The following is a 26,570-nucleotide window of genomic DNA, read 5'->3' as shown; positions in this document are numbered from 1 at the left end:
ATTGCATTTTCTGGAGAAAGATGATGAGTGAGACGAATGTAAGGCCAGTGCTTTAGGGGCGTTCACTTAGGGATTTAATTCCTAAAAAAATTATCGGCGTAATCGGTATTACTACCGGCTACGCCGATTTTACTTATGGAGTGGAATATCAACTGCACCTATGTAATTCCACTGTATCCATATGGTTTGTTTCTTGGTTCTTGTACCTGCTACCTTTTCAGATTTTTCAACATAAATCTTATCTACAAAGGTTCGAATGATCTCTGCATTAAGTTCTTGTATATCTGTGTATTGTCGTACTAATTTCAAGAAAGAATCTACGTTGAGACATTCCTCTTGCGCTTTAGAAATAAAGGCTTCAAGGGATTCAATCTTGCTTTTCAGTTCAGCTTGTTCCTTGTCGTAGGACTCAGACATGCTCTTAAATCGTTCATCAGAAATTTTACCGTCTAAGTTGTCTTCATAGAGATGCTGAACAATTGTGTCAAGTTTGCTAATTCTTGCTTTTGCTTGCTCGAGTTCCCTATTAGAGGACTTTAACTTTTGGGTTAGTTCTTTCTCGCTTTTCTTCATCACAAGTCCCACGAACTCTTCTTCGTGCTGTTTGGCAAATGAAGTAATAGTTCTAAGCTCGTGAAGCAGTATTGCTTCGATCTGAATATTTCTAATTTGATGTGATGAGCATTTGCCTTTTTGCTTACGATAGGTAGCACAGACAAAGTATTCTTTATCATGGCTCCAATCTTTTCCTCGAACCTGATAAAGCTTGTTACCACAATCCGCACAAAATAGCATTCCTGATAACACTGGCATTTCTCCAAGATTGGCACGCACTCGTCTACCATCTCTTATACGTTGAACTATGTCAAAAGTTTCCTGGTCAATAATTGCTTCGTGTGTGTTTTTGAAAATTAGCCAGTCTTCTTTGGGATTCAATAATGTTTTCTTGCACTTGTACGATTTCTTTCTTGTTTTGAAATTGACCGTATGCCCAAGATATTCTTGCTTTTCAAGCATATTAGAGATAGTTTTTTGATTCCAGACTCCCTTAATCTCCGATTTCGCGGAAGGAATTTTAATACCAAGAGAGAAAAAATGCTCAGAAGGTGTTGGAATATTCCTTTTGATTAGCTCATTGGCAATCTGGCTAGGCCCATACCCATTAACGCAGAGTCTAAAGATTTCACGCACTACACTGGCAGCTTCTTCATCTACAATCCAATGATTTTTATCTTCAGGATCCTTAAGATATCCGTAAGGAGGATTGATGCAGAGCGGCTTCCCACTTTGTCCTTTTGCTTTAAACACAGCTTTTATTTTTCTGCTTGTGTCTTTAGCATAAAACTCATTGAAGATGTTGATGAAAGGTGTCATGTCGTTGTCTGACTGATTATTGCTATCTACGCCGTTATTTATTGCAATAAAGCGAATATCAGCGTTAGGGAATACCATCTCTGTATACATACCAACTTGCAGATAATCTCTACCCAAGCGTGACATGTCCTTGACGATAATGGTTCCAATCTTTCCTTCGTCAATGAGAGCAGTTAATTTAAGCCAATCAGGTCGCTGGAAATTAGTACCCGAGTAGCCATCGTCTACAAAGAACATAAGATTGTTGAAATGATTGTCCTCGGCATACTTTTTCAGCATGCTCTTTTGATTGATGATGGAATTGCTGTCACCTTGTAATTCATCGTCTTTGGATAAACGGCAGTAAAGTGCCGTTATCTTGCCTACATTATCTAGAGTATAAGAAGGCTGTCTATTTAGTTTATTCATCTGTTTTCCTCCTTTCCGACAGCCTTCAAGCGGTCAGTATATATTCCCGTATAACTCAGAATTTATCAAGTTATTTAGCTTCTATTACATGGTTTAAATTGCTTAAAATAAGGTGTTTGATTAGGTCTTTGACACCTTTCTTAGCACTCTTGCTTTCAAGAGAGTGAACCGTAAATTCAGTATTTCCGATTCTTAACACTTCGGTTTTTACCGGTGTATCCTTAATTTGTTCATCCATGCATTTTGACCTCTTTTTTAAGAAAGTTGCAATACTTTAATTGCTTCAGGATGTACCAGTTTCCCATCCAAATACTCAAAAGAGAGGTAACCTATCTGGTCTATAAGAGAAAATATTTCGTTTAGAACCTTGATGGTTGGGTTATGGCGTTCGATAATCCAATAGTTGGAAAAATCACCAAAGGCGATAACTTTCGCTCCCTTTTGAGAAGAAGGCATGGCATTGTCAATGACCACAGGTCTGCCCATTAAGTTGCCATCAAAATCAGATAGGATGTATGATCCGGTAGTGTCCTTTAAGGTTTGAAGATAAAGAGCAGTTTCATCATTCATAAGCCACGTGGCATTTTCTCGATACTTACTATCTAGCGAGAAGAATAAACGTTTGATGGCATCTGCGGAAATCTCTTTTGCTTGCACAGCAACCTCAGCACCTGATGTATCTGATAAAATTCCTGTCGGTTTAGTTATTCCATCACCATTTATAAAAGCTTCTGACTCACTCAATATGAATTGCTTTGTCAATTCGCTTGTTATGAACTCTTCGATATCAAAGTCAAGGTCAGCTGCAAAATCCGTACCCAAACGAATGAGGTTAACTAGGGTATACTCCGTTACATCAATACGCTTAAAACCATCTTTAATAGGCATATACGTCATGATGCTTGTGTCATAATCTTTCATCCATTTGGTGAACGGTGAGGCTTCATAGATGAACAATTTACTTGCTTGGGAGTGTGCTTTTACCACTGTACACAGTTTTCTAAGATTACTTTTGTTTGCAAGTTTTGCTTCGAGTTTTGCTAGAGAAGAAGTCGGCAAATCATATGCACCTGTATGAATGTGGCGCAGTTTTCCTGCAATATTGTTCGCATTACCATTTGCGTCGCGCAGTACGTTCCAAAACGTGTTGTGGTAGTCCTGACTTGCTAGTTTCATTTCTTTTTCAATATCTCTGTTAATCATAATTGTTAGTTCCTTTCATTACTGTTTTCTGCAATTACTGCAGTAATTTGCTTGATTTTGCCCATTTACCCTTTTGAATTCGCTGTTTTTGCACGCAAGACCCTGCGCCCGTTCCCGAAGGGGTACTCTTTAGAGATTTGACCCCCCCTAGGGGGTTAGGTTCAGAAAGTAGTATGCGAATAAATTTCTAACAGCACAGTACCTAGGCAGGTTTTCTTTCTTCAATGTTGTCAAAAAGCTGAAATCATTTCAGTATTTTGATTTGTGCATGATAGTATTTCTTCTTCATGTTCAACACAGGTTTGCGATACGAATTACGCAATCATAGGCACCACCTCCTTAAACGTGGCATGATGTGGCAGTTAAATTTCGTTATTGCCTTATAGGGTTATATGGGGATATAGGTTATTAACTGCCACTAGTTGCCACTTAAAAAATCGCTAAACTCACTTTTAAGCCTGTAGCCTTTAAGAAGCGTGGTTTTTTCTCCGCCTGTCTTGGGACGCTTTCTTACAACCTCGGCAAATTTTCTTAATTCCTGATTGAAGTTTCTGCTGTTCTCAGAAAAACAGCCGTTATCAATGCACCACTTCTTGTAGTGGTCGTATACAACTGCCGTTCGAATCTCAGAGCTCTGGTCTTTAACGAGTACATCTTCAGCAAACTGTGCCATCTTGTCACTGTCGTGGGCATAACTAAAAATGGCATCAAGAACGCTATTAGGCGGCTTAAAGCCTTCATCTCGGAGGTGGGTAAAGCCTTCAAGAAGCCAGTTTAAAATGGCACTTTGCACCTCTTTTTTAGAAAACTCCGCCTTTAAGGTTTTATCCTGTTCCCACGCTTCAAAATGCCTGTTAAAGGGAATAATCTGCATGCGGTCGCTACTAAACACTGTCATATCGCTGATGACGGGCAGATAATTGGTGTTCACGTACAGTTTGAACTGTGGTTTAAAGTCAAAACTGTTCTCATGCAGGAATCGAGCGTTTAAGGTATCACTTCCCGTCATGTATTTAACTTGGGCTGAATTAAGGAATAGTCCTCGGCTCGGCTCAGATATATTGGCAAAGCGAACACCGGCAAGGCGTGCTACATCCTCGGTCGGCTGTGAGCTATTAGGGTTCTTCTTTAGAGCAATGGTTTCCGCGCGTACCGCTTTTCCGTAATCGCCCATCACAGACAGAACGCTTTCCATGAGTGTGCCTTTACCGTTTCTTGTGCTTTCTCCAAAAAGAAAGAACATGCACTCATAGCGTGTATCACCGCTTAACGCATAGCCTAATGACTTTTGAAGATACAAGGCTTTCTCACAATCTCCGCTCATAATTTCATCGACAAACTGGCGAAAACGTTCACTTCTTGCCTTCGGGTCATAAAACACAGGTGATACTTTGGTAATAAGATCTGTTGCTAAGTGCTTGCGAAATACACCGTGCTGAAGGTCTAAAGTTCCGTTTTGGCAGTTAAATAGATAAATGTTCTTATCGAACGCTTCCATCGAAATGGGGTAAACGCTTTGAGCTTCCTTGATATAAATCTCACGGTTACGACGGCTGCTCCATTTGTTCCAATACTCAACAAGCATGGAACGGGTTCTCTCGTCTTTAATGACACCAGCATAACGTATAAGAGAAAGAGCTAAATCCTTGCATAGTTCCATCGTTTTAAGCGTTCCAATATCGCAAGTCCAACGTACACCATCGAAGATGAACCACATTTTGCGCTCCGGTACATAGTGCAGAATGTTTTGGAAAATATCAGCAAACAATCTGCCATTACCTAAATCACCGTTGCGATATCGTATATTTTCATCAGGCTTTAGTTCCTGTAATTTAGATAAGAGATCATCAAAGTCTTCCTCAGCACTTGCATTATGGAAAGGCTCATAGAAGGTATGACATTTAGAAACAGCTTTCTGAATGGTTGTGTTGCCATAAGTATCCGCGCCACGGTGTTCATCCCACTTAGGACGGAATAAAGCAGACTTACGAAAAAGTCGGTCTATTTGCTCCTTGTTACCGCCACAGTAAAAGGCAAGAATAGACACAAGCGCGGCATCTGCTTCGCTATGAGAAGGGTAAGCCGAAATGTCACCATGCCAAAGTGCTGTAAATTTAGCTCCATTTATGGCGTTGCCAGCTTTTTCAATAACAGATGTATCGCTTAAATATGACCTTGTACACGCGTTATTTTCTTTTTCATGAGTGTTTATGTTTCGCTTCATGTACGTGTCTAAAAGCCACATGATGGCTTCATCGTCTTCTAAAAGCTCGCCTTCCTGATACACGTCGCCCGTAACTGTTAGATAGCGATTCGTAGCTAGAGCGCTGTAAACCTCAATATCCCCATGCTTGATGTAATAAGACTTTTTATCGTATGCGCCGTTAAACAGAAGCAAGATATGAAAGCCATGCTTACTTGGGCTGTATTCGATATAAGCGTGCTTGAAATGGGCAATAATCTCTTTTGCCCAGTCTTTAATGATGCCATTATCGATGCAGTGGTCTAAATCGATGCCTAAGAGGTTATCAACAAGCTTTATACCAATTCCGTCGTATTGGTCTTTTACTTTCATGGCATCATCAAGCGAGGTGAAATCGCTTAAGTTGTCTGTAGCTGCTTTCTTTCCCGTTATGGGGTTATAAGGCGGCTTAGTGAGCCTACCGTTTTCTTGCTGCTCGTACTTCCATGAACAAAAGATATTCTTGTTCTTTAGTGCTTTTGGCAGTTTCTCTAGATCCATATTTGATCCTCCTTTTCTAGAAGGCTTATCCCTTCTACATCACAGGCAAAAGAAAAAGCCGACTTTTTAACCTGTCTTAAAAAGTTTTTTTGGTCTTCTACTTGGTAGCCATGAAAGAGGGTGTAATCTGACGGTTTTAGAAAAAATTTTTGACAATAAAAATCTCCTAAGCATTCATTAGGCATTTGCCTTGAATGAATAGCAAAGGAGACTTTTTTAATCTGCTATATTCCGGAGTGGCTAGCTCTTTATATCGTTGATATACTCACAGAATCGTGATAATATTTAACTATTAAAATAAGGAGGGAATTATGGCTGTTAGTTATAAAAAACTATTACATCGCATGATTGAAGAAGATATTTCCAATCAGGACTTAATGAGAATGAGCAATATTTCCGCCAACATTATTACGAAACTACGCACTGGGCAATATATATCACTGGAAAAAGTGGAAGGTATCTGCACAGCTTTACACTGCACGCCCAACGATATTTTGGAATTTATAGCGGAGGATGAAAAGTAATGGCTAATAATCAAAAACTGGAACTTACGTGGCTTGGTAAGGATAAAGAAATCAAAATAGAGCCTAGGATTCTAGTTGAGGATAAAGAAAAATCAAACTGCAAAAATGATCCTAATACAGAAAACATGCTCATACATGGAGATAACCTACTCGCACTAAAAGCGTTAGAAAACAAATATGCAGGTAACCGCGATCACTTCTTCATATTTGAAGTAAGTACCGTAGATGAGAATCCGCTAATCTATCATTATACATATAAGAAAACTACAATATATTTAGCAGAAAAATAGGAGCAGTTCAATTGACTGTTCCTATTTTTAATATTCATAAAATCTAAAGTCTTTATACTCTTTAACAATGGAGTCGCCAACCAGAACAGACTATACTGACCAGCGACTACCTTAAATTTAATGTTTCAGATTTATTTTCTTATCTCTAATTTCATAAACTACATCTGCTACATTTTCGAGTAATCGTTTATCGTGGGTGATAAACACGATAGTTCCGGTGTACTCCTTCATTAGTATTTCCAAAGCCTCTAAACTTGGTATGTCAAGGAAGTTACTGGGTTCATCCATTATTAGGATGTTATATCTACCCATGAGCATTTTAGCAAGCAACAATTTTATAATTTCTCCACCGCTTAAAACAGATAAACTTTTTCCAATATCGTTCTGTTTGAACCCCATAGATGCTAGCACTGAACGAATTTCTGATATATTGTAGTCACAATCCTTCTGCATAAACTCCATAACATTCTGATTACTGTTGTACTTGTAACCATTCTGTGCAAAGTAACCTATTTTTGCCTTAGGCGAAATAGAAATTCCTTCTTCATGGTTTAAGATCATTTGGATTAAAGTTGTTTTTCCGATTCCATTACCACCAGTTAACGCCACTTTTGCTCCTAACGGAATTTGAAAAGATGCATTTTCAAACAGAGCCTTATCCCCAAATACTTTATTAATTTCTGCACCGACTATAGGGTATGGATTATGGAGCTCCAATGCTTTACTTTGCCTGAAACGAATTCTGCGAATGCCTTCCGGAGCTTCTACTTTTCCTAAGGCCGCAATCCTGTGCTCTAGGGTTTTAGCAGCATTATACATCTTTTTTCCTTACTTCCTATTGATTTTTGATGAGCTAAACGCCCTCCGTCTTCAGTACTTTTTTTCTTTGAAGAACCTTTTGCCTTCTGTTCTATTTTACGAGCCTGTTTTCGCTTTTCCTCCGCAGCCCTTTCCAATCGGGCACGTTCCGCAATAAATTGTTCGTATTCTGCAGCTTGGCTCTTACGTTCTTCCTCTTTCTGACGAAGATAATCAGAATAGTTTCCCCAATACTCAGTGATTTTGCCATCTTTCAGTTCCCATATTTTATCTACTATTTCATCAAGAAAATAGCGGTCATGGCTAATAACTAACAGTGCACCTGTAAAATATTTTAGCTGTCCTATTAGAAAATCAATTCCTTCACGGTCTAAATGGCTCGTAGGTTCATCCGCTAAAATACCATGAACCTGTGCCGATAAGGCCTGTGCTATTTTAAGCCTTGTTTCTTCACCACCGCTCATAGTCTGTATATTTAATTGCTCAACACCTAGCTTGCCTACAAGTGCAAAATCTTTTTCCTCCTGCAGAGTTACTTCGTCCAACTGGGGAATATAGGCAAGTTCACCCAGACGATTCATTTTACATCCTGGGGGAGTTAATTCTCCTAAAAGTACCCTGAGTAAAGTGCTTTTTCCAGCACCATTTGCTCCTACTAAACCAATACGGTCATAATCATATACTTCTAATTCATTTATATCTAAAACATCGCGTCCTTTGAATTCCACACGAATGTCTTTTGCTTTTAATATTAATTCCATAACATTTCCTCCTGTCTATAATCGCATGCTTTCATTTGCTTGTATGCAGGGAAAACCCTGCGATTTTAGCAGGAAGAGTTACATGAAAATAAGATACATAAATATTCCTCCAATATTGTTTATTTTAAATCTAATTTTCTAACCTCAGTTATCATTTGGCAAACTATAGCAATGCCAATAATTAAAATACCTGATAGTAAAAACCAATGATTTACACCGATTTTATCAGCAAAGAATCCAGAAAGAATTAACCCAATTGGCATAGCAAGTGACATGATACTTCCGATCAAAGAAAATACACGTCCTAAATATTCAGGCTTAATTTTCTCCTGAAAAAGAGCTGTTTGCACACCGCTATAAAATGGCACCGAAAGCCCCATTATTGCACAGCAAACTACGAATATTACAAATCCATTTGGAGGAAGTATTCCCGAAACGGCTAAACTGGTCCCCATTATAAAAAATGAACTTGTTATTAGTAATACATGCTTTTCGAAGCCCCCTAATCTTCCTAATAATAAGCCTCCTGCTAGCATCCCAAATGCAAAGGAAATTTCCGTAATAGAAATATGCACAGGCGTTCCATTAAAGTGTTCCATGCTTATTAAAGGAAATAGTGCATTGATTGGCATATAAACAAAAGTATATAGTGTTCCTAAGAGTAATAAGGCAAACAATCCTTTGTTTTGTCTCAGAACCACAACTCCTTCTTTCATCTCCCTTATGAAATTTGGTTCTAAACTTTGCACTTGATTACCCAGCTTAGGTATACGTACAATTGCTACCGTAATAGATGCAATCACAGCACCCAATACGTCGATGGCAATAATAGCATTTAAATCCCAAACGGAGTATAAGAGTGCTGCAACTGCCGGACTAACAATATAGCTTATAGACTGCAAAGACTGACTATAGCCTGCGCATTTCGTTAGCTGTTCTTCTGGTACTAAAAGTGGTGTAACCGCATTGAGTGCTGGGGTATGAAAAGCTGTTCCAATGCTACGGATAAACAATACTATCATAATCATCCAGACAGGTAGCTCCATACAGAATGCAACAATAGCAAGCACTGCACCAGCTGCTGCGATAATTAAATCGGCACCAATCATTATCTTCTTCCTATCATGACGATCCACTAGCACACCAATGGCAGGTCCCAAAATCGCATAGGGTAAAAAACCTACTAATGAAGCCATAGACAAGACCATCGCAGATCCTGTTTTTTCTGTAAGGTAAAAAATAATCGCCATTTGCAGGATGGCACTAGTGATTAATGATACTGCTTGCCCTGCCCATATTGCATAAAATTTTCGTTTCCAATTGTTGTATTTTTCCATTTATATTATCTCCTGCATATTATTTTGCTTGAATTTCTATTTTGAATAGCATTCTAGGCAATAAAAAATGCAGGCCAAACCCCACAATGTGGCTTTTGGTCTGCATACATACAATTTGGAAACATTCATATTAAAGACATAGTTAAATAAAGGTATAGTTAAATAACCAATATCCTCACCGTAACTAATGAATGCTCAATATCGTATAAATAAGCACAACAAAAAAGCCTATCATCGGGTATAGATTCTGCTTTTTTTATTGCCAGCTTATCTTAAACGCATTGAGGCTGTCATAGTTTCGGTTCCTCCTACATCTTTGTTTATATCAATTTATAGTATAACACAACAAGATGATATGTTCAATATAAAAGTTATGGAATGAGACTCATACTTCCAATTCGATGCCAGATTTAAAGGATATGACGAAGTTTTCTTCATAGACTGTAACGCTCTGGATTATCTTCCTTAGTAGCAAGCGATTAGCTTTCACAAAATCTTCTGTTTGTAGTTTTAAAAATTCATCAGGATTTTCTAACTCAACCTCAAAATATTTCATTTTACATTCCCTCATTTCATTTATTGATAAATTGAGTTTGCAAAAAAGAGTGGACAATTTTTGTCTACTCTTAACCTTTAAAATAGTTTTTTTTTAATCGATTTGAAGTTGCCTAAATTATTACTTATTCGGTAAAATGAAGTATTGCTTTCAACAGATTTCCTTCAACTACACTTCACTTGATTCAAACAAGGTGGGTACATTTCTATTCCCACAAACTCCTTGTCAATGGAAACAAACACGTACCCACAGGGTAAATGGAAATAGAAACTGATAATTTCTAGCTATCACTTCTACTCATTCCAAAAATTTTCTCACTCTGATACTTACCCACCATAAAGCAAAAAGCCTTGCAATCAAGGCTTTCATTATCCCTTTCGTTCAAAGGTTTCTAAGCTTTTACGAGCAGAGCGACACACTCAGCGGTTCGCTATCTCCGTTCTGTCTGCGTGCTAGCACTTGTCAATCACGGACAGCTATCGCATGGGCGGAAGTAAATGCTAATCTTCGTCGTTTTACTCCTTGACTAGCAAACTTACCGCCTCAACATGCTACGTTTGTAGGTTTCACAGGAACTCCTATTGCCGAAACATATCAGACCTTTGGTCAGGAAATTGATAGATACACTATGGATCAGGCGGTCGCAGATGGACTAACTGTTTCTATTAAGTATCATCCTCGTATTGCCAAGGTGTTACTTGATAAGACCAAAGCTAAAGAAATTGAAAATTACTATAAAAAGTGTGCCGATGATGGTGCAACGTATGATGATATTGAAGCCAGTAAACGTGCAATGAGTTCTATGGAAGTTATCCTTGGCGAGCCTTCTCGCTTGGAGAGGCTTGCTATAGATATTCATGACCATTATATTTCATCTTGTGATAGTGACCCAGATAGAATTCAGAAAGCAATGATTGTCTGCTCTAGCAGAAAAATTGCATATTCACTTCTTTTGAAATTCAAGGATAAATATCCGGAATGGTTTGAAGAAAAGAAAACTCCTGACGGAGTTACTGCAACAGATGAAGAACTTAAAGAATTAAAGCCTATGCCATTTATGGCTATGGTATCGAGTGTTGGAAGTAATGATGAAGCTGAGATGTATAACTATCTTGGTGGAGTTAAAAATGATAAACGTTGCGAAGAACTGGATGCAGCCTTTAAACAGGAAAAGTCTAATTTCCATATTGTTATCGTAGTTGATATGTGGATTACGGGATTTGATGTTCCGTCACTTACATATTTATATAACGATAAGCCTTTGAAGAAGCACTTGCTGATTCAAACTATCAGTCGTGTAAACAGAAAATATCCCGGCAAAGAATATGGTATGGTTATCGACTATATTGGCATTCGCGATAATATGCGTGAGGCCATGAAGGTTTACGGTGGTGATACATCAGTTGCTCCCACATCGGATGACGTTGAGCAGGCTACCTCTGCATTCAGGGAGGAGATTGAAATACTTAAAGCACTGTTTACAGATTATGACTTAGCTCCATTCCTTAATACGAAATGTGACCCTGTTGAAAGATATAAATTACTTTCCAAAGCGGCTGAGTATGTCTTTACATCAGCACAGGTCTTGCAGACAGAAGGAAACGGAAAAACTAATCAGGTCTCATTTAAGACATATTTCTTAAAGTCTGTTAAGAGAATGAGAAGTGCTTTTGATATTTGCCAACCTTCTGGAAATCTGGGCGAAGAAGAATCTGCGCTTGCACAGTGCTTTATGGCTATAGCAGGCTTCGTTCGTAAAATGAGTGGAACCAGCGATGTTGATGCTGAAACTATGAATCTTGTGGTATCAAAGATGGTTGAAGAGGCATTAAAATACAATAAGGTAGAAAGTGTTCTTGAAAGTGGCGAGGAAGAAGATATCTTCTCTCCTGAATACTTTGAAAAATTATCAGATGTAGAAATGCCTGCTACAAAGTTAGAATTACTTATCAAAATGCTCCGTAAGCAAATAAAGGAATATGGCAGGGTTAACCAATTAGCAGCGAAATCTTTCCAAGAAATGATTGAAAAGACTATTGATGAGTACCATGAAAGACGTAAGCACCTTACTGCTGAAGAAGCCGGGGCAACACAGGAAGCTGCCTCAGAAGATATTATTAAGGCTGCAACTGAACAAGCTTTAGTGATACTTCGTCAGATGAACGAAAATCGTGAGAGTTTCCGTAAAATAGGATTAACCTTTGAAGAAAAGGCATTCTATGATATTTTGATTGCTCTTCGTGACCAGTATAAGTTTGAATATGGCATTGACAAAGAAGTTAACGGTGTTGTGATAAACGATAAATGCAAGACACTTGCTAAAAAAGTTAAGGAAATAATAGATACCGAGTCTTCATTTGTGGACTGGCTCAACAATCAGAATGTGCGTAATCAGTTAAAATTGAAGATAAAGATTTGTTTGGTTAAGAACGGCTATCCGCCACAGTATAGTCCTGAAGTGTTCACAAAGGTGATGGAGCAGGTAGAAAATTTTGAGGAGCATTCTGAAACAACTTCAGAAAGTTAGATTATTCCTTTTCCTTATTGCTTCTATGTGAAGAACTATGATGTTTGCTGAGAATAGTGCCCTATATGGTAGAAAGAAGGATGGTGAATAACATGGGAAGTATTGTTTTAGAATTACAGAATGAAATTGTGTCATCAAATTGCGATGTTGTTAATATATTACGCAAAGCACATTTGATTGCATCAAAATTAAAGCTTGCTGATTTTGATCAATGGATTCAACACGAATTAAATGGTTATCCTGACCCAGAATCTTGCCCTGAGTATAGAAAGGTTCGTGGAAGTTTAAAAACTTTCAATCCTTATCGCGGTTGGATTCCAACCTCAATACAGGATAATGAATACGAAAAAAAGATTTGTGAAAGAAAGTTAGTAAATTCAATTTCTGAAATCATTTCTTTATGTCAGTCCTCAGGAAATGTATTAACTTTAGATTTTTCAGGCGAACAACTTGCATTGTTTGATAAAATGGCTGATTCGCTACTTCCAATGGATTATGCATTACATGTACCTACAACTGCAGTTAAAGACATTGAAGAAAAAGTCAAAAATACTATTTTAGAATGGACATTGAAATTAGAATCGGAAGGTATTGTAGGGGAAAATATGGTTTTCTCTGAGACTGAAAAAGAATCCGCAGTGAACATGCCGCAAACCGTGAATAATTATTACGGGAATACAAGTGTGATCAATTCGCCATCCGATAATGTACAGATAGTGTCTGGAAGTGAGAATACAGTTACATTTTCCTATGATAAAGTTAAGGATGTAGTTGATGCCGTTGAAAAAAGTATTAGTGAATCTGATTTATCAAAAGAGGATATAGAAACCGCAACAGAATTATTAGCTGACATCAAATTAAAAATTGAAGAAGAGAAGAAACCGCATATTTTAAAATCAGCATTGGTTGGACTAAAAGACTTTTTAATTAATACAGGTGCCAGCGTTACTGCAGTGTTAATACAAGCTCAAATACAAGGTTTGTTCTAAAAATCTCAAATACTATTTCGGTATCTGAGTATAAGAAAACGGCCACACAGAGTATCTCTACTCTTGTATGGTCGTTTTATTTCTTATGTTCCCGCTTAAAGGCTTTCAGTTGGTTTTCTTTTAATCCCTTACTGAACACTCCTTTTCAAGCATGCTTTTTGGGGTCATGTTATTACAGAAACTGTTGCTAGCGTTTGCACGCTTATTATTTCGCTGCTTGTACAGCAGTTCGTAGGGCACAGCGTATTAGGTTGGGAAACTGTGGTCATACTCGCGTTGAGTGTTGTGGTGTTTTCGCTGCTAAGTACAGCGTATCTGCAGTGGGATAGGCATCGTAGACCAGATGACGGATCTGGCGATTTGCTTATCGGAATCATCGATTTTGTGCTCAGGCTGCTGGTGACTTCTGGTATTGCTTTATTGCTTGTTTCCAATACTACGCTGCTAAGCATTATTATTGGCGCAGCGATTACTAGTGTGTTGATGTTTGTTTTTGAAAAGCCTTGGCAGCTAGGGATGACGGATGCGCAATTACAGGAAGCTTCAAAGAAATCGGTTGAGCTTGGCGTTCAAATGCTTGAAGAAGAGCGCGTAAAGCGCGCCGAGGCGAGAAATATGATTGCATTACAGCATGCGAGCGAAGGTAAAACAGGCACTCCTAGAGATGTGTCTTTAACATTTTCCTCGTTAATCGTTGCGAATATGCTGATGGAAGCAGTATATGCTGTTGTCACATTTTTGCTTGCATTGATGCTGCAATGGTGGATGCTGGGTAGTATCGCTGGCTGGCGAACGCTACTCGTCATATTCTTGGGCAATATGCTATTTTCTTGCGCGGCGGCTGCGATTATGGTTCTGATGGGCGCATTGAAGGATGATCAACCGAAATGCCTAACAAAAAGTTGGCCTTTCTTAGTTATTGTTGTACTGCTTCGACTGCTGATTTTTGGTGTTCTCGCTTGGCTTCTTACACCGAGTTTGGTATGGGTGAGCGTAGTTGTTGGCATTGTGCTTACCAATATTGTTCTCGTTATCAAGTGGCATCCACGGAGAAGAACCGCAGTAGCCGCATAAGATTTTATAAGACTGTTTTCTTCTCTTTTGAGCAAAAGACTATACGTACGTGGAGAGTGTTTGCTTGATGTCAAAGGTTGTGTATTAAAAGCAATACGGATCGCAGACATTTGAATAAAGATGTTTTATTTTTTTTTTAATCATAAACCTCAAAGGTGAATTTTAATTTGTTTCGTTTATAATAGAAACAAATGTAAGAAACGATAAATTTATCGACTATAATCGAAATTGTAAGCAAGGCTGTAATCGAAAGGTGTGAGGATATGTCATATATATTACGTAAAAAATATCTTAATAAGATCAAACCTTTTATTGACAAGCCTATTGTGAAGGTGATTACAGGTATGAGACGAGTGGGAAAGTCCACTTTGTTAAAAATGATTCAATCTGAATTGCTTGTAGACGTTCCCCAAAGTCGTATTATTTATATCAATTTAGAATCAGCTCAATACTTATCTGTGAAAAATGATTTTGATCTGCAGAAATTAATTACAGAACGTAGTCAACAAATCGAAGGTAAAATATATTTTTTCTTTGATGAAATTCAATTAGTTTCTCACTGGGAACGTGTTATAAATGCGCTTAGAGTTGATTATGATTGCGATATTTATTTGACTGGTTCTAACTCAAAATTATTGTCTGGTGAGCTTGCCACCTTGCTTGCAGGGCGTTACGTAAGTTTTGAGGTGCTTCCTTTTACTTTTAGCGAATTCGTGAATTTGTATCAAAGTTTGAATTTAAGCATACAGGAATTATTTCAGCTGTATATCAAAATTGGTGGTATGCCTCCTCTTCATTATTTTAATGGGGAAGAGGAACCGAGTTTTAGATATTTAAACGACATTTATAACACCGTTGTTGTTAAGGATATACTTGAATACAATTCGATCCGAGATGTTGGCGTATTTAATCGCATTTTACTTTTTTGTTTAGATAATGTTGGACAAAGTTTTTCGGCTAATAGTTTACGTAAATATTTTGTTAGCGAAAATCGTAAAGTTTCAGTTGATACCATTTTGAATTACTTGAATTTTTGCCAAGCGGCGTATCTTCTAAAAAAAGTTCCACGCTATGACAGTGTTGGGAAAAAGTTACTGACGGTTGAGGAAAAATACTATGTAACAGATCATGGTTTTAGGCAAGCAGTAGGTTTCTCAAATGTTGCATCAATTGAACGTATTCTAGAAAATATTGTCTATATTGAGCTTTTGTCTCGTGGTTTTCAGGTTCAAGTTGGTCGTATTAATAAACAAGAAGTCGATTTCATTGCTACTAGACAAGGTGAGACTGAGTATTATCAAGTCTCTTATTTGATGGCTAGCGAAGAGACTCGTAGCCGGGAATTTGGTGTTTATCGATTGGTTAAGGATAATTATCCTAAATATGTTTTGTCGATGGATACAATGAATTTTTCGCAAGAAGGGATTATACACAAATATTTACCAGATTTTCTTTTGGAAGATAATGCGTAATCTGCTTGATTTTGCTCTTATGTAGATTATGTTTCGCGATGGCTATTATTAAAAGGTTTAGCGTGCGGCAGTTTTATTTAGACTGGGTTCTCGCGGTTTTTGAACGTATTTTGGCTGTTTGAGGGAAGATATCGACGCTCTGTGGTCGAGTGCACAGGATGTTAACGTTAAAAGGTGCACACACTTTGCACCCACCTGTTTATGTGGGGAAGTGTGGTTTAAGAACAATTTTTATATTGCAGTTCTGTCAAAAATTGTTTTTATTGATTTTATTATCGTTTATTTGAATATATTCAAAGATGGTTCTTCTTAAATAAGATATGTTTTGAATCACAATACAAGAGTTTGTATGTGTAAGTGAGTAGTGATATAGAAAAAGGAGCTGGGTTTGTGGCTCAGCTCCTTTTTCTAATTATTTTCAATTATTAGTTTACTTTTGTTTAATTTTGTAGGTGAACTTTTTACTCGCGATTCTTCTTGCGAGAGAAGAATGCTGCTGCAGCTCCAAGTACACCAATCATTGCGCTGATCAATCCTACTCGTTCCACTTCAGCACCAGTCTCTACTAATTGGGACGAATGCTTTGCAGGAACCTTGTTGCCGGACTTAGTAGATGCGTTGGAACCTGAGGCACCAGTGGATGCATTACCAGATTTGCCGTTGCCAGCATTACCGGTTTCAGCATTACCGGTTTCAGCATTACCGGTTTCAGCGTTACCGTTGCCAGCGTTACCGTTGCCAGCATTACCGGTTTCAGCATTACCAGCGTTGTTAGCATTATCAGCGCTACTTGATCCATTGGTGCTATTTTGAGCGCCGGAATCTGTAGAGCTGCTACCACCAGTAGTAGATCCGCTATCTGAACCGCCATTATTAGACGTGGAATCGTTACCCGAATCAGATTCAGAACTATTGCTGTTTCCAGTCTCAGAACCAGAACCAGTCTCAGAACCAGAACCGGAATTTCCGTCGTTGTTTCCGGCTTTACCAGTGGCTTTTTCGGAAGTGTTGTTACCCTTCTTATCTTTAGCTTTTACATCACTACCGTCTTTGACTTTGTTTGCTGGAATAGTGACTTTACCAGTTCCTTCATCAACGGTTACGCCATCTGGAGTGTTTCCATCAATCTTCCACTTGTTGTCATTGCCTTTATTGACAGTGATGGTCTTCTCGCCGGTTCCATCTTCTGGCGTATAAGTGATTACCAGACTATCAGTATCGGCTGCTGGTGTTACGTCAACGGAACCATTATCTTGAGGCGTGACGGTTGGAGCAGCTGGTGTAGTTGCTGGAGTAGTTGGGTTTTTCTTGGCTTTACCAGTGGTTTCGCTGGAAGTGTTGTTACCCTTCTTATCTTTAGCTTTTACATCACTACCGTCTTTGACTTTGTTTGCTGGAATAGTGACTTTACCAGTTCCTTCATCAACGGTTACGCCATCTGGAGTGTTTCCATCAATCTTCCACTTGTTGTCATTGCCTTTATTGACAGTGATGGTCTTCTCGCCGGTTCCATCTTCTGGCGTATAAGTGATTACCAGACTATCAGTATCGGCTGCTGGTGTTACGTCAACGGAACCATTATCTTGAGGCGTGACGGTTGGAGCAGCTGGTGTAGTTGCTGGAGTAGTTGGGTTTTTCTTGGCTTTACCAGTGGTTTCGCTGGAAGTGTTGTTACCCTTCTTATCTTTAGCTTTTACATCACTACCGTCTTTGACTTTGTTTGCTGGAATAGTGACTTTACCAGTTCCTTCATCAACGGTTACGCCATCTGGAGTGTTTCCATCAATCTTCCACTTGTTGTCATTGCCTTTATTGACAGTGATGGTCTTCTCGCCGGTTCCATCTTCTGGCGTATAAGTGATTACCAGACTATCAGTATCGGCTGCTGGTGTTACGTCAACGGAACCATTATCTTGAGGCGTGACGGTTGGAGCAGCTGGTGTAGTTGCTGGAGTAGTTGGGTTTTTCTTGGCTTTACCAGTGGTTTCGCTGGAAGTGTTGTTACCCTTCTTATCTTTAGCTTTTACATCACTACCGTCTTTGACTTTGTTTGCTGGAATAGTGACTTTACCAGTTCCTTCATCAACGGTTACGCCATCTGGAGTGTTTCCATCAATCTTCCACTTGTTGTCATTGCCTTTATTGACAGTGATGGTCTTCTCGCCGGTTCCATCTTCTGGCGTATAAGTGATTACCAGACTATCAGTATCGGCTGCTGGTGTTACGTCAACGGAACCATTATCTTGAGGCGTGACGGTTGGAGCAGCTGGTGTAGTTGCTGGAGTAGTTGGGTTTTTCTTGGCTTTACCAGTGGTTTCGCTGGAAGTGTTGTTACCCTTCTTATCTTTAGCTTTTACATCACTACCGTCTTTGACTTTGTTTGCTGGAATAGTGACTTTACCAGTTCCTTCATCAACGGTTACGCCATCTGGAGTGTTTCCATCAATCTTCCACTTGTTGTCATTGCCTTTATTGACAGTGATGGTCTTCTCGCCGGTTCCATCTTCTGGCGTATAAGTGATTACCAGACTATCAGTATCGGCTGCTGGTGTTACGTCAACGGAACCATTATCTTGAGGCGTGACGGTTGGAGCAGCTGGTGTAGTTGCTGGAGTAGTTGGGTTTTTCTTGGCTTTACCAGTGGTTTCGCTGGAAGTGTTGTTACCCTTCTTATCTTTAGCTTTTACATCACTACCGTCTTTGACTTTGTTTGCTGGAATAGTGACTTTACCAGTTCCTTCATCAACGGTTACGCCATCTGGAGTGTTTCCATCAATCTTCCACTTGTTGTCATTGCCTTTATTGACAGTGATGGTCTTCTCGCCGGTTCCATCTTCTGGCGTATAAGTGATTACCAGACTATCAGTATCGGCTGCTGGTGTTACGTCAACGGAACCATTATCTTGAGGCGTGACGGTTGGAGCAGCTGGTGTAGTTGCTGGAGTAGTTGGGTTTTTCTTGGCTTTACCAGTGGTTTCGCTGGAAGTGTTGTTACCCTTCTTATCTTTAGCTTTTACATCACTACCGTCTTTGACTTTGTTTGCTGGAATAGTGACTTTACCAGTTCCTTCATCAACGGTTACGCCATCTGGAGTGTTTCCATCAATCTTCCACTTGTTGTCATTGCCTTTATTGACAGTGATGGTCTTCTCGCCGGTTCCATCTTCTGGCGTATAAGTGATTACCAGACTATCAGTATCGGCTGCTGGTGTTACGTCAACGGAACCATTATCTTGAGGCGTGACGGTTGGAGCAGCTGGTGTAGTTGCTGGAGTAGTTGGGTTTTTCTTGGCTTTACCAGTGGTTTCGCTGGAAGTGTTGTTACCCTTCTTATCTTTAGCTTTTACATCACTACCGTCTTTGACTTTGTTTGCTGGAATAGTGACTTTACCAGTTCCTTCATCAACGGTTACGCCATCTGGAGTGTTTCCATCAATCTTCCACTTGTTGTCATTGCCTTTATTGACAGTGATGGTCTTCTCGCCGGTTCCATCTTCTGGCGTATAAGTGATTACCAGACTATCAGTATCGGCTGCTGGTGTTACGTCAACGGAACCATTATCTTGAGGCGTGACGGTTGGAGCAGCTGGTGTAGTTGCTGGAGTAGTTGGGTTTTTCTTGGCTTTACCAGTGGTTTCGCTGGAAGTGTTGTTACCCTTCTTATCTTTAGCTTTTACATCACTACCGTCTTTGACTTTGTTTGCTGGAATAGTGACTTTACCAGTTCCTTCATCAACGGTTACGCCATCTGGAGTGTTTCCATCAATCTTCCACTTGTTGTCATTGCCTTTATTGACAGTGATGGTCTTCTCGCCGGTTCCATCTTCTGGCGTATAAGTGATTACCAGACTATCAGTATCGGCTGCTGGTGTTACGTCAACGGAACCATTATCTTGAGGCGTGACGGTTGGAGCAGCTGGTGTAGTTGCTGGAGTAGTTGGGTTTTTCTTGGCTTTACCAGTGGTTTCGCTGGAAGTGTTGTTACCCTTCTTATCTTTAGCTTTTACATCACTACCGTCTTTGACTTTGTTTGCTGGAATAGTGACTTTACCAGTTCCTTCATCAACGGTTACGCCATCTGGAGTGTTTCCATCAATCTTCCACTTGTTGTCATTGCCTTTATTGACAGTGATGGTCTTCTCGCCGGTTCCATCTTCTGGCGTATAAGTGATTACCAGACTATCAGTATCGGCTGCTGGTGTTACGTCAACGGAACCATTATCTTGAGGCGTGACGGTTGGAGCAGCTGGTGTAGTTGCTGGAGTAGTTGGGTTTTTCTTGGCTTTACCAGTGGTTTCGCTGGAAGTGTTGTTACCCTTCTTATCTTTAGCTTTTACATCACTACCGTCTTTGACTTTGTTTGCTGGAATAGTGACTTTACCAGTTCCTTCATCAACGGTTACGCCATCTGGAGTGTTTCCATCAATCTTCCACTTGTTGTCATTGCCTTTATTGACAGTGATGGTCTTCTCGCCGGTTCCATCTTCTGGCGTATAAGTGATTACCAGACTATCAGTATCGGCTGCTGGTGTTACGTCAACGGAACCATTATCTTGAGGCGTGACGGTTGGAGCAGCTGGTGTAGTTGCTGGAGTAGTTGGGTTTTTCTTGGCTTTACCAGTGGTTTCGCTGGAAGTGTTGTTACCCTTCTTATCTTTAGCTTTTACATCACTACCGTCTTTGACTTTGTTTGCTGGAATAGTGACTTTACCAGTTCCTTCATCAACGGTTACGCCATCTGGAGTGTTTCCATCAATCTTCCACTTGTTGTCATTGCCTTTATTGACAGTGATGGTCTTCTCGCCGGTTCCATCTTCTGGCGTATAAGTGATTACCAGACTATCAGTATCGGCTGCTGGTGTTACGTCAACGGAACCATTATCTTGAGGCGTGACGGTTGGAGCAGCTGGTGTAGTTGCTGGAGTAGTTGGGTTTTTCTTGGCTTTACCAGTGGTTTCGCTGGAAGTGTTGTTACCCTTCTTATCTTTAGCTTTTACATCACTACCGTCTTTGACTTTGTTTGCTGGAATAGTGACTTTACCAGTTCCTTCATCAACGGTTACGCCATCTGGAGTGTTTCCATCAATCTTCCACTTGTTGTCATTGCCTTTATTGACAGTGATGGTCTTCTCGCCGGTTCCATCTTCTGGCGTATAAGTGATTACCAGACTATCAGTATCGGCTGCTGGTGTTACGTCAACGGAACCATTATCTTGAGGCGTGACGGTTGGAGCAGCTGGTGTAGTTGCTGGAGTAGTTGGGTTTTTCTTGGCTTTACCAGTGGTTTCGCTGGAAGTGTTGTTACCCTTCTTATCTTTAGCTTTTACATCACTACCGTCTTTGACTTTGTTTGCTGGAATAGTGACTTTACCAGTTCCTTCATCAACGGTTACGCCATCTGGAGTGTTTCCATCAATCTTCCACTTGTTGTCATTGCCTTTATTGACAGTGATGGTCTTCTCGCCGGTTCCATCTTCTGGCGTATAAGTGATTACCAGACTATCAGTATCGGCTGCTGGTGTTACGTCAACGGAACCATTATCTTGAGGCGTGACGGTTGGAGCAGCTGGTGTAGTTGCTGGAGTAGTTGGGTTTTTCTTGGCTTTACCAGTGGTTTCGCTGGAAGTGTTGTTACCCTTCTTATCTTTAGCTTTTACATCACTACCGTCTTTGACTTTGTTTGCTGGAATAGTGACTTTACCAGTTCCTTCATCAACGGTTACGCCATCTGGAGTGTTTCCATCAATCTTCCACTTGTTGTCATTGCCTTTATTGACAGTGATGGTCTTCTCGCCGGTTCCATCTTCTGGCGTATAAGTGATTACCAGACTATCAGTATCGGCTGCTGGTGTTACGTCAACGGAACCATTATCTTGAGGCGTGACGGTTGGAGCAGCTGGTGTAGTTGCTGGAGTAGTTGGGTTTTTCTTGGCTTTACCAGTGGTTTCGCTGGAAGTGTTGTTACCCTTCTTATCTTTAGCTTTTACATCACTACCGTCTTTGACTTTGTTTGCTGGAATAGTGACTTTACCAGTTCCTTCATCAACGGTTACGCCATCTGGAGTGTTTCCATCAATCTTCCACTTGTTGTCATTGCCTTTATTGACAGTGATGGTCTTCTCGCCGGTTCCATCTTCTGGCGTATAAGTGATTACCAGACTATCAGTATCGGCTGCTGGTGTTACGTCAACGGAACCATTATCTTGAGGCGTGACGGTTGGAGCAGCTGGTGTAGTTGCTGGAGTAGTTGGGTTTTTCTTGGCTTTACCAGTGGTTTCGCTGGAAGTGTTGTTACCCTTCTTATCTTTAGCTTTTACATCACTACCGTCTTTGACTTTGTTTGCTGGAATAGTGACTTTACCAGTTCCTTCATCAACGGTTACGCCATCTGGAGTGTTTCCATCAATCTTCCACTTGTTGTCATTGCCTTTATTGACAGTGATGGTCTTCTCGCCGGTTCCATCTTCTGGCGTATAAGTGATTACCAGACTATCAGTATCGGCTGCTGGTGTTACGTCAACGGAACCATTATCTTGAGGTGTGACGGTTGGAGCAGCTGGCTTCACGGTTATGGTTAGAGTTACGTTGCCGGTTTTTCCTGCCGAGTCGGTTACAGTGAGGGTTAGAGTATGTGTACCGACTTCCTTCGGCTGCATCTTCGTAACAGTGAGATCCAACACTTGTTCCTGATCGCTGTCTTTGGTTTTTGAAACACTCGCACGACCACTAAGGATATCAGCTTGTTGAAGCAGATTGGCGCCCATTAGCGCGTCTATATAGTTGATTTTTTCAACCTTCACATCATCTGTAGCAACAATGTGAATCTTCAGATCTTGCCCAACTGTTACAGACGATGACTCGGCAGTAGCAATAATTGTTGGGTCTTGAGCATCCTTAGGCGCAGTAGCTTTCTTTTTCTCACTGTTTTTTGAAGTTAGTTCAAATCCTGGAATTGGTATTTTGCCGCCAGGTGTCGTTCCAGGCTGCTTCGTGACAGTCGTTGTTGCATACACGTCGCCTTCAGGGATTCCATCCTTAACAGTAATCTCCGCTTTACCATTGTTAATCGTTGTAGTAGAGCCGATCTCGTTGTTATCTTTATCAAACAGTTTAACTGTTGTAGTAGTGCCTTCAGGAATGCCGCTTCCAACAGATACTGTTACTTTCTGCTCTTTCCTTCCAGCAAGATTAGTCAGATCAGTGTCGATAACTGGCTTCTGTGGTTTAACCTTGATGGTTACATCTGTTGTTTTCGTGGAGCCATCGGAGTATGTTCCCTTAATACTATGGGTAATTACGCCAACTGTCTCAGTGTTTGGAGCAGGAGATTTGCCATTCCACATTAATGTTGGCTTCTTTTCAAGCTTGTCTCCGTCTGTAATATCAACAAATTTGTCAATGTCTGTCAATTCCGGTAATTGTTCACCAACGGTAATTTCAATGGTTTTACCGGTAATAGGATGTTCTTTAGAAAGTTTTGGTCTTGTAGTAACTGTGACTTTAACTTTGCGCGTTGTGACGTTGCCAGAGCCATCCTCGGAAGTAATAGTTACTTCCTTGTTTTTCATGTTTTTATTAACAGGGATGTCACCTGATGGAAGTGGTTTGTCTTTGCTTCCAGCGCCTTTCGTGACTGTAGGATCTTTTGCTAAACCAGAAATGCTAAACTTCTCAATATAACCCTTGTTATCGGTGGTAGTGAAGCTTAGTGTATCGCCTTTATAAAGATTAATGGTCTGGCTGTCGTCGGTTATTTCATTGCCATTGTAATAAATTTTTGGCGCTATTCTGTCAGTTTTATTGCGCTTTAACTTATCATCTTTGTCTGCATCGTTTTCTGGGTCTCTACCAGAAATAACCGTGTATGCAGAACTTGTAGTTTTTCCCCAAGAACCGCTATTTGCCCATGTCCATGCGTTTTGAATGTTTGCATACTTTTCGTTATAATTGTCTGCGTTTTTATTAATGGCTCCTGGACGAAGCTTTAATTCTGCATGCATATGATACGCAACATCGTCATACGGTTTAGCAACTGTTATACCCAAACCGTAATTTTTGTTATACTGCTTACCATTATAATAAGCATACGTTGCTTGATCTCCAGCCATTCGACTAATGAGTGGGTCATTTGCGTTTCCATGGAAGATTTGACCTAAATCAGTATTAAGTTTATTACCAGGATTAAGTCCTATACCTACCTGATAAAGAGCATAATCATCTTTGCCAAAATGCTGATCAGTTGTTTTCATGTTAGGCACAGAGAATGATAGGGAATCATCTTTCTCAAAAGCTTCCGGATCTTGCGAAAGAATGTGATCTTCTTTTTCTTTTTTCGGTCTGTACGCATCGTATTTAAGATTAGTAACTGTATCAGATTTATATAGCCCATTTTGATCCAAGTCTGCAACTGCATATGGTACCTGCCATAAGTACCATTGCTTGTTAGATTTATCTATCATTGACTTAGCATTGTTGTTGAAGAAAACATCGAAAACAAGATAGTCAGAGTTGTCACGCGTTTCCACATGCGCATACATAGCTGTTTTATCATTAACAGCTTTCCAATTCTTATCAGACCCTTCCTCGTCTGATGTTATTCCTGTCGCATCGCTGTTTCTACCGCGTAATCTTCTAAATTCAAGAATATTTGGATGCTGCAACCAAGGTTTCTTTTCGCCTAGTGGAACATATTCACGATTTTGAGACTCAGGATCGGCGGCTTTCGTAAGACTTTTAGCTGTTGCAGTGTACGTTGGTGTAGGAAGTGGTGTGCGCGCCGTAACAGCCATTGCAGGCTGGCTGCCTAAGCAGGTTGCTGCTGTCAGTAAAGCAGCCATTGTTGCTAACGGAAGCGTGTGTACTTTGTGTGCAGAACGCTTTTTAGAAGATTTTGATGATGATGTATGTTTCGAAGGATTAGCGGTAGTCATAACAATCTCCTTAATTTTTCCTAATCTTTAACGAATTTTTAAACAAATAAATAGAACGAATTCTATGACAAATCTCTCCAATGCCAGTAATAAAACTCTCTATTTAAACGGGTCTATTTAAAATTCTATCATTTTTGTTATTTTTTATAATATTTTTCAGTTTGAAATTAGTTTAGACTGTAAAATTTCCTACGGGGGGGGGGGGTGCTCTAAATGAAAATTTCTTGCAAAATGTTATAACAATATAACTTTTTATAAAATTTCTTATTATTTTCGTAATCTGTTATACGTCTTATGGTGTGTCGCAGATTTGTGATTGGGTAATCACTAAACAAATGTTTGTAGTTCATTACCTCACTATAATTTTGATACTAAATCGTTTAGTACTTTGTCGAATACAGACATTCTGTTTTCTTGATTAAAGAATGGAAGACCTATAATCTTGTATCCTCTTCCTAGAATATCGTTAATCTAGTTGTTCTCGATTCGCCCTAAGAATTTTTCTTTCCACTCATCTTCAAATAAAAGTTGACTACCTTTAGGCTCAACATATGCTTGATATGTTTTAACATCCTCATACTCTTTCTCACGAATAAAGAGCAAGAAATCAGGCTATCAAGCCAATCTTAAACCTTTTTAACGTTGCTCGCTTCTATCGTTAAAGCGTGTACTCATTTTGCCACACATCTGTTTATGTATGGAAATAAAATCCTGTGGATTATCGGATGATTTTTAGTTACAATTATTTTATAGGCTGCAGATCTGCATTCTTTGTCCATAATTTACATCCCGTCAGTTTTATTAAACTCAAAGATGATTTGTACTACGAGATGAATGAATATTGGGCAGATGATAGTGAATAACAGAGTGAAGATTGAACATGATAATCGTATCTGCAATTAGGTAAAGATTAAGTTGTAGGTGGAGGTATAAATGAAGCATATCAAGCATTATGCTTTTTTGACTATTGTAGTTTGCCTTATGTCACTTATTTCAGGTTGTAAGAATCAGAATAGTTTTAGTGATAATAATAGAGAGCAAAAAACAGAAAATCAAAAGTCTGCAAAAAATGAAGGAAATTCAGAAAATAATGAAAATGTTGACTGGAAAGAGGTAAGTAAAAATGGTGTTGATGAAACTTTGCTTATAAAAAACATAGATAAAAAGGTTCTCACGTATGTGGCTAAACAATTACAAAATCTATGCGATGAGATTGGTGAAAAGGGGCGCAGAGATAAATTCTATTGGCTGACAGGACAATGGTATAACGATGTAATGTATTCTAAACAATATATTAGTGTCATATTATTAGGTAAAAAAGCAATGAAACCATTGTTCCTAATAATATATAAAAGCAAACAGGCTGGAATGTATGAATGGGTTTGTAGTAAAGCTTTAGATGAAATATCTGGTTTTGATTTCTCGGGATTAAACAATGGCGTAGGCTGGAGCAATTCTAAAGAATTTTTACAGGCATTTACCGATAAAATTATTGAACAAAAAAATTAACAACTCTCTGTTTCTAATTGTCTTGGAGTATAAACCAAAAATATTAATCATCCT

At 39.4% G+C, this 26,570-nt stretch carries 15 protein-coding genes and 2 pseudogenes; 8 read left to right on the top strand and 9 right to left on the bottom strand.

The features are described from left to right. Positions 1 to 129: 129 nt before the first annotated feature. The 4 genes from HXT24_RS06005 to HXT24_RS05990 all read right to left on the bottom strand — a co-directional run bounded on the left by HXT24_RS06005 (position 130) and on the right by HXT24_RS05990 (position 5,728). Positions 130 to 1,782, bottom strand: a complete 1,653-nt coding sequence (locus tag HXT24_RS06005) for a recombinase family protein (protein ID WP_050567888.1) — start codon at positions 1,780 to 1,782, stop codon at positions 130 to 132. 70 nt (positions 1,783 to 1,852) lie between these two features. Beyond that, positions 1,853 to 2,020: a hypothetical protein gene (locus tag HXT24_RS06000; protein WP_180947200.1), complete on the bottom strand. Its 168-nt coding sequence runs from the start codon at positions 2,018 to 2,020 to the stop codon at positions 1,853 to 1,855. A gap of 17 nt (positions 2,021 to 2,037) precedes the next feature. Next, on the bottom strand, positions 2,038 to 2,985 hold the full coding sequence (locus HXT24_RS05995; RefSeq protein ID WP_070469374.1) for a phage major capsid protein: 948 nt from the start codon (positions 2,983 to 2,985) through the stop codon (positions 2,038 to 2,040). Between the two features lie 418 nt (positions 2,986 to 3,403). Further along, a complete protein-coding gene (locus HXT24_RS05990) occupies positions 3,404 to 5,728 on the bottom strand; it encodes a phage/plasmid primase, P4 family (RefSeq protein ID WP_004121944.1) in 2,325 nt (774 codons plus the stop codon). Positions 5,729 to 6,039: 311 nt separating this feature from the next. Between HXT24_RS05990 and HXT24_RS05985 the strand changes: the two genes are divergently transcribed. Together HXT24_RS05985 and HXT24_RS05980 are read left to right on the top strand one after the other, a co-directional pair. Then, positions 6,040 to 6,252, top strand: coding sequence for a helix-turn-helix domain-containing protein (locus HXT24_RS05985; RefSeq protein ID WP_004121956.1), 213 nt, complete (start codon positions 6,040 to 6,042; stop codon positions 6,250 to 6,252). Next, on the top strand, positions 6,252 to 6,542 hold the full coding sequence (locus HXT24_RS05980; protein WP_004121959.1) for a DUF5960 family protein: 291 nt from the start codon (positions 6,252 to 6,254) through the stop codon (positions 6,540 to 6,542). The genes HXT24_RS05985 and HXT24_RS05980 overlap by 1 nt, the downstream gene beginning before the upstream one ends. 117 nt (positions 6,543 to 6,659) lie before the next feature. Here HXT24_RS05980 and msr(D) read toward each other — a convergent pair. From msr(D) to HXT24_RS05965, 3 genes and pseudogenes are all read right to left on the bottom strand, one after another. Beyond that, positions 6,660 to 8,122, bottom strand: a pseudogene (gene msr(D), locus HXT24_RS05975) (ABC-F type ribosomal protection protein Msr(D)). A gap of 119 nt (positions 8,123 to 8,241) precedes the next feature. Further along, positions 8,242 to 9,459, bottom strand: coding sequence for a macrolide efflux MFS transporter Mef(A) (gene mef(A), locus HXT24_RS05970; protein ID WP_000417519.1), 1,218 nt, complete (start codon positions 9,457 to 9,459; stop codon positions 8,242 to 8,244). 385 nt (positions 9,460 to 9,844) lie between these two features. Next, positions 9,845 to 10,015 carry a hypothetical protein gene (locus tag HXT24_RS05965; RefSeq protein WP_000873143.1) on the bottom strand — a complete coding sequence of 57 codons (171 nt, stop codon included), beginning with the start codon at positions 10,013 to 10,015 and terminating at the stop codon, positions 9,845 to 9,847. Between the two features lie 556 nt (positions 10,016 to 10,571). Here HXT24_RS05965 and HXT24_RS05960 point away from each other — a divergent pair. The 5 genes and pseudogenes from HXT24_RS05960 to HXT24_RS05940 all read left to right on the top strand — a co-directional run. Next, positions 10,572 to 10,742: pseudogene (locus tag HXT24_RS05960) on the top strand (hypothetical protein); the annotation flags it as partial. 66 nt (positions 10,743 to 10,808) lie between these two features. Beyond that, on the top strand, positions 10,809 to 12,542 hold the full coding sequence (locus HXT24_RS05955; protein WP_306467725.1) for a type I restriction enzyme endonuclease domain-containing protein: 1,734 nt from the start codon (positions 10,809 to 10,811) through the stop codon (positions 12,540 to 12,542). 92 nt (positions 12,543 to 12,634) lie between these two features. Then, the gene (locus tag HXT24_RS05950; RefSeq protein ID WP_004122116.1) at positions 12,635 to 13,531 is read left to right on the top strand and encodes a hypothetical protein; all 897 of its coding nucleotides are present in this window, start codon (positions 12,635 to 12,637) and stop codon (positions 13,529 to 13,531) included. A 171-nt stretch (positions 13,532 to 13,702) separates the two neighbouring features. Then, positions 13,703 to 14,605 (top strand): hypothetical protein, encoded by a 903-nt coding sequence (locus HXT24_RS05945; RefSeq protein ID WP_422119610.1) that lies wholly within the window; start codon positions 13,703 to 13,705, stop codon positions 14,603 to 14,605. A gap of 263 nt (positions 14,606 to 14,868) precedes the next feature. Then, the gene (locus tag HXT24_RS05940) at positions 14,869 to 16,077 is read left to right on the top strand and encodes an ATP-binding protein (protein WP_422119348.1); all 1,209 of its coding nucleotides are present in this window, start codon (positions 14,869 to 14,871) and stop codon (positions 16,075 to 16,077) included. 461 nt (positions 16,078 to 16,538) lie between these two features. Here HXT24_RS05940 and HXT24_RS05935 read toward each other — a convergent pair whose 3' ends face one another. Together HXT24_RS05935 and HXT24_RS05930 are read right to left on the bottom strand one after the other, a co-directional pair. Then, the gene (locus HXT24_RS05935) at positions 16,539 to 25,007 is read right to left on the bottom strand and encodes a hypothetical protein (protein WP_422119347.1); all 8,469 of its coding nucleotides are present in this window, start codon (positions 25,005 to 25,007) and stop codon (positions 16,539 to 16,541) included. A gap of 471 nt (positions 25,008 to 25,478) precedes the next feature. Continuing rightward, on the bottom strand, positions 25,479 to 25,610 hold the full coding sequence (locus HXT24_RS05930) for a hypothetical protein (protein WP_415698512.1): 132 nt from the start codon (positions 25,608 to 25,610) through the stop codon (positions 25,479 to 25,481). Between the two features lie 330 nt (positions 25,611 to 25,940). Between HXT24_RS05930 and HXT24_RS05925 the strand changes: the two genes are divergently transcribed. Further along, positions 25,941 to 26,516 (top strand): hypothetical protein, encoded by a 576-nt coding sequence (locus HXT24_RS05925; RefSeq protein WP_422119346.1) that lies wholly within the window; start codon positions 25,941 to 25,943, stop codon positions 26,514 to 26,516. The last annotated feature ends 54 nt before the right edge of the window (positions 26,517 to 26,570 follow it).

Origin of the sequence: Gardnerella sp. DNF00354 (assembly GCF_049262755.1) — a bacterium.
GTDB classification, from domain to species: Bacteria; Actinomycetota; Actinomycetes; order Actinomycetales; family Bifidobacteriaceae; genus Bifidobacterium; species Bifidobacterium vaginale.
This window is presented reverse-complemented; position numbering and strand designations above follow the sequence as displayed.